Source organism: Caballeronia sp. GAFFF2 (assembly GCF_023631485.1).
In the GTDB taxonomy this organism is placed as follows: domain Bacteria; phylum Pseudomonadota; class Gammaproteobacteria; order Burkholderiales; family Burkholderiaceae; genus Caballeronia.
The window spans coordinates 318,773-334,159 of sequence record NZ_JALQDA010000006.1 but is presented as its reverse complement, the minus strand read 5'-3'; the positions used below and the strand labels follow the sequence as shown (position 1 = coordinate 334,159).

Here is a 15,387-nt window from a genome sequence, read left to right as displayed (position 1 = left end):
TTTCTCCGGCCAAAGCCGGCGAGCATAGCTCGCGTGGTTGATGTCATGCGCAACGCCAGTCCTGTCGTCCGGTCCGTACGGTCACGTTCCCGAAACGGCCGGTCACGTTGCCGAAATCGTCGGTCACGATCCCGAAACGGCCGGTCACCTTCGTCCGAAATACGCAGCATTCTGCTGAGTAACTTCGTCCATCTGGCTAACCGCCCGCGCAACCTGATCGATACCGGCGCTCTGCACCTCAGAAGCAGCCGCGATTTCGCCCATGATGTCCCTCACCCGTTGCACCGCCCCGATGATCTCGTTCATTGTGTTGCCCGCCTGATGCACGAGTGTCGATCCAGCATTCACCGACGTTACCGACGAGTTAATCAATTCCTTGATTTCCCTAGCTGCAGCAAAGGACCGCTGAGCGAGCGAACGCACCTCGCCCGCGACGACAGCAAAGTCGCGTCCTTCTTCGCCCGCCCTCGCGGCCTCGACAGCTGCATTGAGCGCCAGGATATTCGTTTGAAAGGCAATATCCTCGATCATGGAGATGATGTCCGCGATTCGTGCCGAGCTGCGGCTAATGTCACCCATCGGTCCTACCACCTGAGTGACGACCTGGTTACCCTTATTCGCAATTTCAGACGCGCTCTTCGCCAGTACCGTAGCTTGGCGCGCATTGTCAGCGTTGTACCGGACGGTGCCCGTCAACTGTTCCATACTGGAAGCGGTTTCTTGTAGCGCAGACGCCTGTTCTTCCGTGCGCGACGAGAGATCCGTGTTACCCGCTGCGATTTCCTTGCTCGCCGAGGCGATCGATTCCGAACCTGCTCTCACGGGACGTACCGTTTTGATGAAGCTTTCCTGCATACGGGCGACACCTTGAAGCAATTGCCCCATCTCGTCGCTCGAACGCGTGCTGATTGTACGTCGAAGGTCGCCGGCTGCGATCGCGTCGAAGTGTTCTAGCGCCTCTGCAAGCCGTGCTCCAATTGCACGGCGCAGTGTCACGTATGTCGTGAGCGCCGCGCACAATGAGATGATGATAATGAGGCGGAGCACCGCATAATTCGAGCGGGCATCGGTCAAACCGCGCTCCGCACTGTCCGCCTGGAACTTGCCTAGCGCGTCATCTGCTTGCGAGAGCTTGCCGTAAGCGACCTGCAGCTGGTTCGCATGATCGACCATTGCGGCCCGATCATCGGCTTCGACGACTTTCGCGAATTGCGCGAGCGCGTCGGCATATGACGCACGCGCACGCTTAATATCCTCAACGAGTCGAATCTCATCGGCGTCGTGAGGTAGCGCAAGATACTTTTGCCACCAGGATTCCGATGTCGCATAGAGCATCTTTGCGCGCTCCAGCACCGCATTCGCTTCCGGCGTGCCTGACATCAACGCGGAGCGGTCCAGGGCCAGACGCTCGCGCGGAATAGATTTCCGCGTTTGCAACGTTAGTCGCACTCGGCATCTGATCGGTTGCGGTACCTTCGAGCGCCCGGTTCGAATAGCTCATCCCGGTCAGCCCAAGAACGCCGATTATGAGCAACAGTGCGGCCAAGAAGGCCATCGCAAGCGCAACACGGCCTCTAATCGAAAATACTTCTGCGCAATATGTTTCATTTCCCCATTATAAGAATTGTGGGTATCGTCGGCGGCGTCTCCAGCCTAGCCGTTTCTACGGAAGGGTCGTCTTTCCACTGAAAAAGAATCCGTCTGTCACGAGTCGAAATAACGGCAGGTCTTTGCGCAAAAATTCAGTCGTGGACGTGCGCTCGCGGGAAATACTTGACTGCGGACGCTGGTGGACGGTCGTATTGTGCACAAGGTCCTCCGGCATCCGCCTTTACTATGGCGTACGCTTTTGGCGAGCGCCCTGAACGGCCCCTCCCACCGAACCGTATAGACAACATCCTCTATAACCGGGCCTTACTTATTCGATTGTTTGATGACACCACCCTCGCTGCCCTCGACAGCTCTGTGCTATCCGGAGATTGCGATGCCGATCAAAGTTGTTTGTGCTGGCGGCCATTTAATTAGCGCGTTAGGCACCGAGGCAGCCGTCCGGCGATGCGCCGGGATCGCGATCGCCTCTACAACGCACTGTCCAGAAACCTTGTCGAAGCTTGCCTACGACTGCGATGTGATCGTTTCAGATCTTCAAAGCGTATCTTCTTGGCAAAACGCCGATGGCGAACCACTGCTTACGCGCATACGAGCAGGTCATATCAACGTGGGCTTGGTGCTGCATTCCTGCATCAAAAATCCGGCTTACCTAGCGACGCTGTCGGCCATGAAGGCTGTTCACGCCCTTCTCGACGGCGACGATGTCGGCAAGCACTTGCAGGCCGCCATTAATGCAGCGCATATTCGTCAGAAATTCGTTTCCTCCACGGTCGCCGAGTATGCGGCGAACTGCCCAGACGCGGCCAGTGTTACCAGCCCCTCACCGCCTGTGAGATCGACGTACTGAAAGCCACCTTGGCGGGTCAATCACTCAAGGAAATCGCTTTGACACGCCACCGATCGAAACAAACCATCTGCACCCACAGGACGAACGCCATGCTCAAATTGGGCGTTGCGACAACTGCGGAGCTATTTCGGCTGTTCTCTGAGGAAGATGTGTGCGTCCTCCATGACCGAACATTGCAATTCGCATCGCCATGAGATCTGACCGTCTAGTCCGCACGGGATCGAGTAAGTGATTTCGAACTAGCTCGATGTTACTCTGAAGCGTCCTGCGTCCGCTCGCAAAACGAGCAACAGGCTCCCGACTACGACAGCCGCTTGCCTGGCTCACGGCCTAGCTGCGATCCAAAAGGCAAAATGAAGAGCGCCCTTGTCGCCAAAGCTCGAGTGGCTAACCGCACGCGTTCATAACAAGCTTTCATCCCCGACCTCTCGCAGCATTGCCTCCCCACAAGTTCGAAAAGCCAGTCGCAAATACATGAAAGCGGCGGGAGCAGTGTTGCCGATAAGGATAGAGCGGCGTGACCGGCATGGGTGCGGCCAGATAATCCGACAGGACCTTAACAAGTTCTCCGGCACGAACGTGAGCATCGACGTTAATAAGACATTTGATCGCGTGAAAGCAGACGCTCAATTGACACTGAGCCTGCGATATAGCTGAGAAGGACATCTGCAGCCACGATAACGCTCCTTGACTTTTCTGTTGCGACATTATCGTATGTTCGCCGGACGCGAAATAACAGGGCAAGAACTGGATGGCATTGAATCCGTCGAAGTCGCATCATGAGTCCATCCACTCACGGAGCACAAACTCATGAAAGCGCCTCACGTTGTCGCTGAACCTCATATCCTTTACCTAGGCACGCCGGTTGTCCTGGTTAGCACCGTCAATGAAAACGGTACAGACAATCTCGCGCCTATATCTTCCGTATTTTGGTTAGGGTGGAGAGGTGTGCTTGGTATCGCTTCTGGATCGCAGACCGCACGCAACCTTGTCCGTACCGGCGAATGTGTGCTGAATCTTCCTTCAGTCAAAGAGGCGGGCGCTGTTGATCGCATCGCCCGCACCACAGGCGTCTATCCGGTTCCTGAATTCAGGCGCGCAATGGGCTACGTCTATGAACTCGACAAACTTGGCCGCGCTGGATTGACGAGGGTGGCTTCCGATACGGTTGCGGCGGCGCGCGCGCTCGAATGTCCGATTCAACTTGAATCTGCTGTTTCGGCAGTCCACGGCATTGGCGAAGATAGCGATCAATTGCGCGGCTTCATCAGCTTGATCGAGGTGCGGATCCAACGCGTTCACGTCCATCCTGATTTGCTGGTGGAAGGTCATGCCAATCGGATCGATCCGGACAAGTGGTCGCCGTTGATCATGAACTTTCAAAAGTTTTATGGTCTCAGCGGCCAAGTGCATCCGTCCCGACTCGCGGATATACCAGAACAAGCGTACGAGGCACTTGCCAAGACGTGATGCGAAGAATTCTCATGTCGTTGTCTTGTATCTTGAACCGGACCGACGAGCAACCTGAGCTTCGCATTGGCAAAATCTAAGCGGCAAGCTGATGCTCATAATACGGTCGGTCCCGATCATCAAGAATGGTGTACAACGCCTCTAGATTCGATACATCGGGCTTCAACCAGGCTTGGACGTTTTCCGCTTTGATCGGGACAATGCAGCGATCGTGACCAGCCGCTTCAACTTCGGGCGGTGGTTCATCCGTGATCGCAGCAAATGAGAGTAAATCGGGCTCGTCGCGTGACGTCCATCGCGACCAAAGGCACGCAACGAGCATCAACTGGCCGTTGTTGGGACGAAATTCCAAAACAACGTTCTCGTTCTTTTCATGCGCTTCCAGGAGAGTGCCTTCCATCTTGGCCTTGCTGACGTTCTCATAGAAAACGTCGACCAGGATGATGCCGTGCGTATGGCCGAAGCAGGGCTTCCAGAAACCTTCCAAATTATCTCGCCGCGCGTTGTATGTCCCAGGGAAGCGTCGATCGTAATTTGTGGGCTTGCCCGCGATACGACATTGATAGCGCATCGGCTTCACGACGTACTGCCCGTTTTCGATGATCAGCACTGGTGCATAGTAGCCAGGAAAGATGCGCGAGTCGCGATCCTTGGGTGTCGTGCGATGTAGATCATCAAGCCGGCGCAACGCAGAATCGATCTTGTCGGTGGCGATGCGGCGGCTATTTGTCGCCGCCGCGGTTACTTTGGTGTCCAACGCACGCTCGGCATCAGCGAGGCGCGCGCGCTGCTTGAATAGCTCTTGTTCGAGCGTATTCGCCTGCCCCGTGTTGAAACGATCGATGAATTCTTTGATCTGCCGTTCGTCGTCGTTCTCAGGATGAAGAAACGAGTCGTCCATCGCCTTTGGGATCTTGACTTTGCTGCCTTCGGCGTGTTCCCAGAACAGGCGCGCAAACTCACGAATGTCCATCTGCGCGCCGAACATTTTGACGTAGCATCGATAGTCCGCCTGAATCTGCGCCGAGTAGCACACTGCCGCCTCCAATTTGTTCTCGTTGGTGCCGCTCGCTTATGGTTCAGCTTAGCGTGCCCGTTGCCTCGCGGCATAGCTTCATCATCTTCTGGACGACCGTGCTCGCATGGTTCAATCCCATGTCGCCAGTAAATAACACCTGCACATCCGATTGACGAAGAGCAATGCCCGCTCCCTTCAGATCGCGCCGGGCAATTCTAAGGGCCAGTTGGCCGATGCGGACGCGCTCGAGCCAATCCATTGAAACAAAGTTGCGCTTAAGCCAAATGCGGCCGCTTTCCACAACGTGATCTATCCGCCACTCCTGCGTCAGCGCATGCGAAGCGGCGAGCGTTGCCACCAGAAAGCACAGGAGGTCGGCCCGGGCGCCGGTCAGTTCGTCAATTTTAGGTAGCTTCATTCCGCTCCTTGCGTGTTCCCAACGTACTAGCCGCCTTCCTCGGCTCCCTTCTTCAATCACCGAAGTCAGCTGTCTTGATTGCTTACTTCCATTTAGTTGCGGTCGCGTCCGGTACTTTCAACGACGTGGAACGACTGTCGTTCTTTGCAGCGCAGCCCGTTCCAACATACGACCCTTCGCTTCTTGGACAGTAGCTCCGATTGCTGCGATCAGCCGTCCAGCGGCTGAACTCGTCGGGCACTCCGGTCCGACCGTTCGTTCGCGCGAAGACGCGTGGCTCGTCTGCATTGCAGCGCGCGACGGCTACGTCAATCGTCGCCATAGTTTTGACGCAACTTGGCGACGCAGTCGGCAATCTCGGGCGTTGGGTGTCTCGGAGCAAGCATAGGCGTCGACTTTTTCTTCGGCTAGATAAAAAGGTGCAAATCACTGCTTCTATTTCTACGCTACACTCGATACTGTACATCCATACAGTATTTTCGCACTCTCAAATTGTGCTATGGCCGCCTTGCCTCAACACATCGAGTTGATTCACCCGGCGCTCTGGCGCGGATCTCAGCTCGCGCGTGCCGATGGTAAGACCATCGACACCGGCTACGCGGCCCTGTCGGCGGAGCTGCCCGGTGGCGGATGGCCGATTGGCGCACTGGTTGAGTTGCTGGTGCAACAGCCGGGGATCGGGGAGATGCGCTTGCTCAAGCCCGCGCTCGTCGCCGCGAGCAAGCGGCCGGTCGCGCTTCTGCAGGCACCGCACGTCCCGAACAGCCTGGCGTTCGCCTATCTGGGCGTGCCGCTGGACAAACTGATGATGCTGCGCGCGCCCAAGACAGCGGATGCGCTCTGGTGCGCCGAACGCGTGCTCAATGCTCGAAGTTGCGGCGCCCTGCTCTTCTGGCAACAGCACATCCGGTCGGAAGCGTTACGACGATTGCATCTAGCGGCACAGGCGACCGAGACCCTCCTGATTCTGGTTCGACCGCTTGCCGCCGCCCAGGATTCGTCGCCAGCGGCCTTACGGCTCGGTGTGCGACCCGCCGACGGCGGCCTCGCCGTCGATGTCATCAAGCGACGAGGCCCAACCCGAACCGATCAACTGTCCATCCACCTGCAACCATCTCCGATTCTGCTCAGTCCTCATGGCCGTGTTCGTCGCCATCTTCCTGCCCCGGCTTTCGCTGGAGGTGTTCCGACCGAGGTACTCGCCTCCGACTGAACACGGCTGCGTGGTGCTCGAACGCGACGAGGTCATCGTGCTTGACCAGGCGGCGAGAGAGGCAGGAGTTATGGTGGGGATGAAGCGCGGCGGGGTCACGACGCTTGCAGTAGATGCGTTGATGTACGACCGCAGTCCAACACGCGAGATCGATGTGCAACGCGAAGTCGCTTTCGCGCTATTGCGCTTTTCGCCTCAGGTGGCGGTTCGAGAAGAGGAAACGATTCTGGTCGATGTAACCGCCAGTCTTCGCCTCTTCGGGGGCATCCGACACGTGTGCCGAGAGATCCGGAAGGTGGTCAACGCGATTGGTGTGACCGCGCGCATGGGCGTCGCGCCCACGGGGCAAGGTGCGTGGCTGCTTGCCAAGCGTGGCCGACGGCGGGTGCTCAAGATGGGTTCGCTCGAACGCTATCTCGGGCAGTTACCTTTCATGGTCGTACCCGAAGTCCGGTCATTCTCCGAATGGTTCAACGGCCTCGGTTGCCGGGTGCTCAACGATGTTCGCCGCCTGCCGCGTGCAGGTCTTAAAAAGAGGTGCGGTGTGGACTTACTGGATTCGCTAGACCGCGCCTATGGCCTGTCGCCGGAATTTTATGAGTGGCTGGAACTGCCGCCTGCCTTTAATGCGCGTACGGAGCTGCCCGATCGCGTCGAGCATGCGGAAGCGGTGCTGTTCTCAGCGCGGCGCCTGATCGTGCAGCTTTGCGGATGGTTGAGCGGGCAGCAGCTGGCGCTCACGCAAGCGACGATTACGCTCGAGCACGAACGGGGGCGACAGGCGATCGAGCCAACGACGATCGACATCGCGCTGGCCGAACCCACCTGGTACGAAGAGCATCTTGTTCGGCTGCTGAAGGAGCGGCTCGGGCGCATCCAGCTCGAAGCCGCTGTGATTGCTGTGCGCTTGACCGCGTCAAAAGTGGAACCCGCCGAGCCACCCAGCGATTCGCTGTTCCCCGATTCAGGCGGCTCGGCCCAGGACCACAACCGATTGATCGAACTGCTTGTCGCGCGCCTGGGCGCCGAGAACGTCCTGCGGCCGGCACCGACCTCGGATCATCGGCCCGAGCATGCGAATCAATGGGTGCCCGTGCAGGCAACAACCAAGGCATGCCCTCCTCCTGCTGACCTACCGCGACCAACGTGGTTGCTCGACTCACCCGTGCGGCTGATGATCAAGAATCATCGGCCGTTTTACGGCTCGCCTTTGAAGCTTGTGTCGACGGGCGAGCGCATCGAGGCCGGCTGGTATGACGGCCAACTGGTGACGCGCGACTACTATGTCGCGGAAGCGACCGATAAAAACTGTTACTGGATCTACCGTGAACGACCGAGCGTGAAGACCGAAGAGGTTCGCTGGTTCCTTCACGGCCTGTTCGGATAATAGGTGGTGTGGCCGTGGATCTTTTCTCGTCAACGCTTCCTGACTATGCGGAGCTTTTCGCGTTCACGAATTTCTCGTTTCTGCACGGCGCATCGCATGGCGAAGAGCTCGTGCTGCGCGCATCGCAACTCGGTTACTCGGGCCTCGCAATCACCGATGAGTGTTCGCTCGCCGGCGTCGTGCGCGCGCACGTCCAGGCCAAAGATGAAAAGCTACCGCTGATCATCGGCTCGTATTTCCGCCTCGTGCAAGCAGACAAGAGCCCGGCATTTGGTCTCATCCTGCTCGCGCAGAATCGCAATGGCTATGGAAATCTGTCCGAGCTGATCACGCTCGGCCGCATGCGCGCAACGAAGGGCTCGTACATGCTCACGCCGCATGATCTGTCGAAGCCCGATCAGGCCTTTGCACATCTGCGCGGTATGCCCGATTGCTTGGCAATCCTCGTGCCGGATTTTCCGGCAAAGGAAGACGCGTTGTCTGCGCAGATCGAATGGTTAAGCGAGACCTTTCCCGCGCGTGCATGGGTGGGTCTCATCCTGCATCAGCGCGCGATGGATGATATTCATCGCGGCAGCGTGGAGTATTTCGCCGAACAACACCGCGTGCCGGTCGTGGCGATTGGCAACGTGGTGATGCACCTTCGCTCCCGCAAGCCGCTGCAGGACACGATGACGGCGATCCGCGTTGGCAAGCCCGTTGCCGAATGCGGTTACGATCTCGCGCCTAACGCAGAGCAACACCTTCGATCACGGCTGCGCATCGCGAACCTCTATCCAGCGCATGCGATCGCTCAAACACTGAACATCTTTGAGCGCTGTACGTTTTCGCTGGACGAACTGCGCTGCGAGTATCCCGATGAACTCGTGCCCGAAGGTTTTACGCATGAAGCGTATCTGCGACAGGAGACGTACATCGGCGCGCACAAGCGGTTTCCGGCGGGCATTCCGCATGAAGTGCAGAAGCAGATTGAATACGAATTGCAACTGGTCGGCGAGATGCGGTACGAGGCGTATTTCCTCACGGTCTATGACATCGTGCGCTTCGCACGCAGCCAGCACATTCTGTGTCAGGGACGCGGGTCCGCAGCCAACAGTGCGGTGTGTTACTGCCTGGGCGTGACCGAAGTCGATCCGTCGCGCGGCAATATGCTGTTCGAGCGCTTTATCTCGAAGGAACGTGGCGAGCCGCCGGATATCGATGTGGACTTCGAGCATCAGCGGCGCGAGGAAGTCATCCAGTACATCTACTGCAAATACGGACGGGATCGTGCAGCCATTGCAGCAGCGGTGTCCACGTACCGGCCACGCGGCGCGTTGCGCGAGACCGGCAAGGCGCTCGGCATTGATCCGCAGATCGTCGACAAGGTGGCGAAGAGCCATCAATGGTTCGATCACTCGCAAGACCTGCTGCGTCGATTCGAAGAGACCGGACTCGATCCGGAAAACCCGCTCATCCGAATGTGGGCGAAGTTGGCCGCGCAAATTCTAAATTTCCCGCGTCACCTGTCGCAGCATTCAGGCGGCTTCGTCATCAGTCGCGGCAAGCTCACGCGGCTTGTGCCCGTCGAGAACGCAGCGATGGCGGATCGTAGCGCCATTCAATGGGACAAGGATGATCTCGAAGCACTTGGGCTCTTGAAGATTGACGTGCTTGCGCTCGGCATGCTGTCGGCCATTCGCCGCACGCTCGATATCGTTTCCGAACAGCGCGGCGAGCGATTCGAGATGCAGGACATTCCTCCAGAAGACCCGGTGACCTACGAGATGATCTCGCAGGCCGACACCGTTGGCGTGTTTCAGATCGAATCGCGTGCGCAGATGAGCATGCTGCCGCGCATGCAGCCGCGGACGTTCTACGATCTCGTGATCGAAGTCGCGATCGTGCGACCGGGACCAATCCAGGGTGGTGCTGTGCATCCCTATCTGCGAAGGCGGCAAAAAATCGAGCCCGTTTCGTATCCAAGCCCGGAACTAGAGATCGCACTGGGTCGCACGCTTGGCGTGCCGATCTTTCAGGAGCAAGTGATGCAGGTCGCCATACTCGCGGCAGGCTTCACGCCAGGCGAAGCCGATCAGCTTCGCCGCGCGATGGCGGCATGGAAACGCAAGGGCGGACTGGAAAAGTACTATGACCGCATCGTCAATGGGATGAAAGAGCGCGGCTACGACCAGTCATTCGCGGAAGCGATTTTCGAGCAGATCAAGGGTTTCGGCGAGTACGGTTTTCCGGAAAGTCACGCGGCGAGTTTTGCGCTGCTGGTGTATGCAAGCAGCTGGCTCAAGTGCCACGAACCGGCGGCCTTTCTTGCGGCGATGCTCAACTCGCAGCCGATGGGTTTCTATTCGCCTTCTCAGCTCGTGCAAGATGCAAAGCGTCATGGCGTCAAAGTCGCGTCGATCGATGTCACGATCAGCGGCTGGGATTCGGTCCTTGAGCGTCAGCATGATGACTTACAGCCGATTGTTCGGCTCGGACTTTCGCTGTTGAAGGGGATGCGCGACGGCGCCGCCGAGCGCATCGAGAACGCTCGAGCGGTGAGAGCCTTCGGGAGTGTGAGCGACATGGCGCGCCGAGCGCAACTTGATCGCCACGATTTGCAAGTGCTGGCGGCAGCCAACGCTCTTCAATCGCTCGCAGGAAACCGACGCGAGGCGCTCTGGCAGTCAGCCGCTGCCGTGCCCGACCGAGACCTTCTTTCTGATAGTCGAGTCGACGATGAGATACCGGAACTTGGCGCACCTTCTGAAGCGCAAGATATCGTCAGCGACTACAACTCGACCGGGCTGACGCTTGGTAGACACCCATTGTCGCTTTTGCGTCCCACACTTCTCGAGCAGCGTCTAATGCCGGCCTCAACGCTACGCACATTCCGGAACGGACGGCTAGCTAGCGGTTGCGGTCTTGTCACCGTACGGCAACGACCGGGGACGGCTAAGGGCGTGATGTTCGTCACGCTCGAAGATGAAACGGGCAACGTGAACGTGATCATTTGGCCATCGCTACTCGAGAAACAGCGGAAAGAAGCTTTAGGCGCTGCGCTGTTGGCTGTGTACGGTACTTGGCAATGTCAGGGAGAAGTCCGACATCTGATCGCTCAGCGGCTCGTAGATATGTCGCATCTTTTGGGCGGTCTCGTCGCCGTCAGCCGAAACTTCTGTTGATCCTGAAGTTTGTCTTTTAACTCAAGCTGACCTCATTTCGATCGAGGCTTGGCTCATACCGGCGTCATCAAACGCCTCACAGCTGAGGCAACGTAGCGAATGATTCGATTTTGCTGTTAGTTCCATGGTTTGCCCGATTTGCTGTCAACAAAATTTTGTCACCTGCGATCGGTTTGAAGAGGTTCGCGCTTCGCGCAAAGATTATTCTTCGACTTTTACGTTATCTGTGCAGCTCAGGCGAGCGCGAACCTGAATATTTGCGCCAAAGGTTGTTCGGTCTTTCACGTCTGTTTCGAGTGAAGTTCAAGTTTCTTTGTACCTGGTCGTAAATGATGAGAAGCGGCAAATCATGACACCGTTAGCAACCCTGCAAGGTAGGGTCGGCTGCAGCCAATCGCACTAACCTTTTTCAACGCATCTACGAAAACAGAAACGGCGACCTGGAAAGGTCGCCCGAGCTGTACGGCAAAATGACCCGAATTGCCTTATTGTCAAAACGCTTTCTGACTTCTATCCCGGCTCACCTGAGCGGACGGGTTCGCGTTGAGCAGGTCGATACACTTGCCAACCTCGGCGGCGCAATTGGCTGTGTGGGCGTGCTTGCGGCATTTGGTCTGTTCGCGTCGTTCTGGCGTTCCGCTCCTCACTTCTACCTACTGGCTTTTCTTTCCACATTCGTAGTCATCTATGCGGCGGCTTTCCGGCGCAGCGTAATTTGGAGGCGCCAGCCCAGGCCTCACGACATGCCGCTACGCGCCTATCGAATGCGCAATTTGCATGTCGGAATCATTGGCCTGTTGTGGTCCACGATGCCCGTGTGCCTAGCCCCACACGCTGACGCCAATCAGATTCTCCTGATCGTCTACGTTAGCTCCGGCTTAATCGCTTCGTCTGTTGTAATCGCGCCGACGCTGCTAGCTGCGTTCTTGATCTCCGTACCGGTGATGCTCGGCACCATCGTGGCGATGTTGATGACCCGCGGATCCGCTGGGCCCGTGCTTGCCGCCTTGGTAGTCGTTTATTCCTCGCTTATTTTCATCAGTACGCTCCATAGCCATCGAAGCTTTATTCAGCGCACCGTTGGAAAAATGGAATTCGAAGAGCAACGTGAAGTCGTCGGCCTGTTGCTGCGTGAGTTTGAGCAAGAATCTAGCGACTGGCTCTGGCGGACAGATGCATCAAATCGGCTGGAGCACATATCCGAACGCATGATCCGGGTGTTCGGCGCGGTGGAGGGCGATTTGCGCGGCAAAGACTTCGTCTCCTTGATTTTCAAGCTCACAGACCCGGCAGCGGCAGCCTCGGCGGTAACTCGGCTGAGCGAGGCATTATGCGCACGAGACTCATTTCGCGACCTCCTTGTGCCGCTTACCATCCAGGGACGGCATTGCTGGTGGCACATTACCGGCAAGCCAATGTTCAGCAAAGATGGCACTTTCCGAGGCTACCGAGGCGTGGGCAGTGATGTAACCGCAGCCAAGCAGTCCCAAGCCCAAATCGCGCACATGGCAAGCCATGACAGTCTGACCGGCCTGCCAAATCGTTTTGCTTTCCACGAAGCGCTTGCCGCCGCTTTCGCTGGCCCTTCGCACCCCTTTGCGCTGCTGTGGGCGGACCTTGATCAGTTCAAAGACGTAAACGACACGTTAGGGCATGCAGCCGGCGACACCTTGTTAATGGAAGTAGCTAAAAGGCTTGTTGCATGCGTTAGCTCGGGAGATTTGGTAGCGCGGCTTGGTGGCGACGAATTCGTCATCTTGCTCAGCGGGGCGGATTCCGATTCCGCTGACACGCTTGCCGGGCGGATCATCGCGACAGTGAGTGAACCCTATCACGTAGACGGTATGCGCGTGGGCATCGGAGTTAGCATCGGTATAAGCGTTGCACCGGCTGACGCAGCTGCTTCAGATGAGCTATTCAAGAACGCAGACCTTGCGCTTTACCGGGCAAAATCAGATGGGCGCGGAACGTGGCGCTTCTATGAGGCGGACATGGATGTTCGCGCGCAAGAGCGGCGTGCTTTGCAGCGCGACTTACGGCTTGCATTGGAGCGCCGGCAATTCCATTTGATGTTCCAGCCGATCGTCGATTTGTCCCTCGCTCGCGTAGGCACTGCTGAGGCGCTGTTACGCTGGACTCATTCGGAACGTGGCCTTGTGTCGCCAGACAGTTTTATCCGACTTGCAGAGGAGACAGGCTTAATCGTGCAGATCGGTGAATGGGTGATCAGGCAAGCTTGTCTGGAAGCGGCGCACTGGCCCGGACATACGTGTGTGGCGGTCAACCTCTCGCCGGTACAGTTCAGAGATACATCGTTGTCGTCAATCGTTGACTCGGCACTCTCCGACAGCGGCTTACCTCCGGAAAGGCTTGTCCTTGAAATCACGGAATCTGTGTTCTTGGATGCCGACGACGGTGTGCTAGACACCCTACACGCTCTTCGCGAGCGCGGCGTGAGTTTTGCCCTAGACGACTTTGGTACTGGATATTCGTCTCTTAGCTACCTTCGCAGCTTTCCATTTGATAAGGTAAAAATCGACAAATCTTTCGTTCGAGACATCGCTCATCACGACAGCAATTTGGCCATCGTAAGAGCGATCACTGGTATGGCGAACAGTCTCGGCATGACAGTGATCGCGGAAGGAGTTGAAACTGAAGAAGAATTGATAGTCTTGAGACTGGAGGGCTGCATGCATATACAAGGCTACCTCTTTAGCCGCCCACTGTCCGCCTCTGCCATCGGCCCGTATGTCCGCATGGTAGCCGCCTCTGGTATTCACGGAGGTGAAGCGCAATCGACGCAGGAAGCACTCAACTTGCAAACCCAGTAGGCACTGCGCCGATGACGACTTAGTGTCGTTGCTTGGCCTGAAAGTGCGGCTCACCCCTAGCGCAATGCAAGGCCGTAGATTTGGTGACGACGATGTTGGCACCCTTCAACTTAATTCTCTCTCTACGCGAAGTGGTGCAGCGGCGAAAGGCTGGCGAGAATAGTTCGACAGCGAAGAACGAACTTCAAATCAACTGTCATTCGTTGTTTTTTGGCACTTGGCTTATGAGGTTGGTCGCACCTTAGCTAAGCTGATCTCTTGATGAAGGTCTAGCTGGCACTCGATGCTGTAGGTCTCTCGGTTCCGAGAGACACAGTTGCTAGGAAGTCCGTTACCATTTTCGTGAATCGATGATTTACTCGCGAAATCGACGCATGCTTGCTGCACGGCACTTCTAATAAATTAGGTTCGCTACCTTTCTAGAGAGCTTGCAGCATGAAAACTAGCGACGAGATCGCGCTTGCGCTACATGACTGCGCCCTCCTTCCGCTGCTCGACGTGTCGATTTAGACCAAGCCAACGATGCCGTTTCAGTGATTATCTTCGCAAAGATGGCTAAGGTGGTCGGGATCGTCGAATGGTGTTTGTCTGTCGATCCAGCAGAACTCAAGCCTCTAGAAGCGAAAAGATCATCAGTGAAGGGCCAAGTTGGCAAGGCCTTTAAGGCTGCGCGATTTATAATCGCCGACGTCAGCTTCCGGTACCAGATCGATGATGGCCATAAATATTTTAAATGCCTACGATGGCGGTTAGCATTCGTCGTAAGCGGCTGGCTCGCGCCGAGGACGATCGCGCATTTGGAACTTCAATTGCATCTGCTCGCGTAGCAGAGGGCCACTCACATCATTGGTTTGCTTAAGGCGTTGCGTCATGACATGCCAAGAGATCCAAGTCGTTTGGACGAGCGAACCGTGACGTTGTAGACATGACGAATCCGCACCTTTTGGGAAGCGATCGAAAACCCAAACCCTCAGACGCTGTTAGTCGGCTGAGGAGCGCGCGAAGCTAGCCGTCGTGTCGCCTAACACCGGCCTATTACTTCGATCAGATCGGGAGCTGTGACAGGTTTAGGCAGGTAACCGTCGAACGAACTGGTTTCGACGTCGTCACGAAAGTTTGGATGTCCAGTCACCGCGACGATACAGGCGTCGTGCGACGCACCAGCGGAACGAATATAGTCGCACAACGTACGACCGTCGATGTCGGGAAGGCCAATATCCATGAACACGGTGTCATAGCGCGTCCCGCCAGTCATGCGCAATGCCTCGCCGCCCGAGTGTGCAACCTCTGCACGATGCCCGAGTGATGTGGCGAGTTCCGCAAACGCATGGGCCACATTCTCATCATCTTCAACGAATAGGAACAGCATCTCTGCCTCAACTGCATCTGAATCTAATTCGTCACGTTTAACTAAGTGTGACCGCCCCC

The 15,387-nt window shown here is 56.9% G+C and carries 11 protein-coding genes and 2 pseudogenes; 7 read left to right on the top strand and 6 right to left on the bottom strand.

The features are described from left to right. Window positions 1-144: 144 nt before the first annotated feature. Together NCT04_RS34650 and NCT04_RS34645 are read right to left on the bottom strand one after the other, a co-directional pair. The gene (locus tag NCT04_RS34650) at window positions 145-705 is read right to left on the bottom strand and encodes a methyl-accepting chemotaxis protein (protein WP_350029996.1); all 561 of its coding nucleotides are present in this window, start codon (window positions 703-705) and stop codon (window positions 145-147) included. A gap of 198 nt (window positions 706-903) precedes the next feature. Continuing rightward, window positions 904-1,555, bottom strand: a pseudogene (locus tag NCT04_RS34645) (Tar ligand binding domain-containing protein); the annotation flags it as partial. Window positions 1,556-1,984: 429 nt separating this feature from the next. Between NCT04_RS34645 and NCT04_RS04045 the strand changes: the two are divergent. Further along, complete coding sequence (locus NCT04_RS04045; RefSeq protein ID WP_250463739.1) at window positions 1,985-2,458, top strand: hypothetical protein; 474 nt, start codon at window positions 1,985-1,987, stop codon at window positions 2,456-2,458. Between the two features lie 8 nt (window positions 2,459-2,466). Further along, window positions 2,467-2,652: a LuxR C-terminal-related transcriptional regulator gene (locus NCT04_RS34640; RefSeq protein ID WP_350029993.1), complete on the top strand. Its 186-nt coding sequence runs from the start codon at window positions 2,467-2,469 to the stop codon at window positions 2,650-2,652. A gap of 220 nt (window positions 2,653-2,872) precedes the next feature. Here NCT04_RS34640 and NCT04_RS04040 read toward each other — a convergent pair. After that, window positions 2,873-3,049: pseudogene (locus tag NCT04_RS04040) on the bottom strand (LysR family transcriptional regulator); the annotation flags it as partial. Between the two features lie 219 nt (window positions 3,050-3,268). On the opposite strand from NCT04_RS04040, the gene NCT04_RS04035 reads away from it, so the two are divergent. Continuing rightward, the gene (locus NCT04_RS04035; protein ID WP_250463736.1) at window positions 3,269-3,928 is read left to right on the top strand and encodes a flavin reductase family protein; all 660 of its coding nucleotides are present in this window, start codon (window positions 3,269-3,271) and stop codon (window positions 3,926-3,928) included. A gap of 76 nt (window positions 3,929-4,004) precedes the next feature. Here NCT04_RS04035 and NCT04_RS04030 read toward each other — a convergent pair whose 3' ends face one another. Next, a complete protein-coding gene (locus tag NCT04_RS04030; protein WP_250463767.1) occupies window positions 4,005-4,964 on the bottom strand; it encodes an SOS response-associated peptidase family protein in 960 nt (319 codons plus the stop codon). Between the two features lie 43 nt (window positions 4,965-5,007). Further along, on the bottom strand, window positions 5,008-5,364 hold the full coding sequence (locus NCT04_RS04025) for a hypothetical protein (protein WP_250463733.1): 357 nt from the start codon (window positions 5,362-5,364) through the stop codon (window positions 5,008-5,010). Window positions 5,365-5,863: 499 nt separating this feature from the next. Here NCT04_RS04025 and imuA point away from each other — a divergent pair, with 499 nt between their 5' ends. From imuA to NCT04_RS04005, 4 genes are all read left to right on the top strand, one after another. Further along, window positions 5,864-6,577 (top strand): translesion DNA synthesis-associated protein ImuA, encoded by a 714-nt coding sequence (gene imuA / locus NCT04_RS04020; protein WP_250463729.1) that lies wholly within the window; start codon window positions 5,864-5,866, stop codon window positions 6,575-6,577. After that, the gene (locus NCT04_RS04015; protein ID WP_250463726.1) at window positions 6,501-7,964 is read left to right on the top strand and encodes a Y-family DNA polymerase; all 1,464 of its coding nucleotides are present in this window, start codon (window positions 6,501-6,503) and stop codon (window positions 7,962-7,964) included. The genes imuA and NCT04_RS04015 overlap by 77 nt, the downstream gene beginning before the upstream one ends. A gap of 14 nt (window positions 7,965-7,978) precedes the next feature. Next, window positions 7,979-11,128: an error-prone DNA polymerase gene (locus NCT04_RS04010; RefSeq protein ID WP_250463723.1), complete on the top strand. Its 3,150-nt coding sequence runs from the start codon at window positions 7,979-7,981 to the stop codon at window positions 11,126-11,128. Window positions 11,129-11,598: 470 nt separating this feature from the next. Next, window positions 11,599-13,959 carry a putative bifunctional diguanylate cyclase/phosphodiesterase gene (locus NCT04_RS04005; RefSeq protein WP_250463719.1) on the top strand — a complete coding sequence of 787 codons (2,361 nt, stop codon included), beginning with the start codon at window positions 11,599-11,601 and terminating at the stop codon, window positions 13,957-13,959. A 1,021-nt stretch (window positions 13,960-14,980) separates the two neighbouring features. On the opposite strand, the gene NCT04_RS04000 is transcribed toward NCT04_RS04005, so the two are convergent. Further along, window positions 14,981-15,328 carry a response regulator gene (locus NCT04_RS04000; protein WP_250463716.1) on the bottom strand — a complete coding sequence of 116 codons (348 nt, stop codon included), beginning with the start codon at window positions 15,326-15,328 and terminating at the stop codon, window positions 14,981-14,983. Window positions 15,329-15,387: the final 59 nt, after the last annotated feature.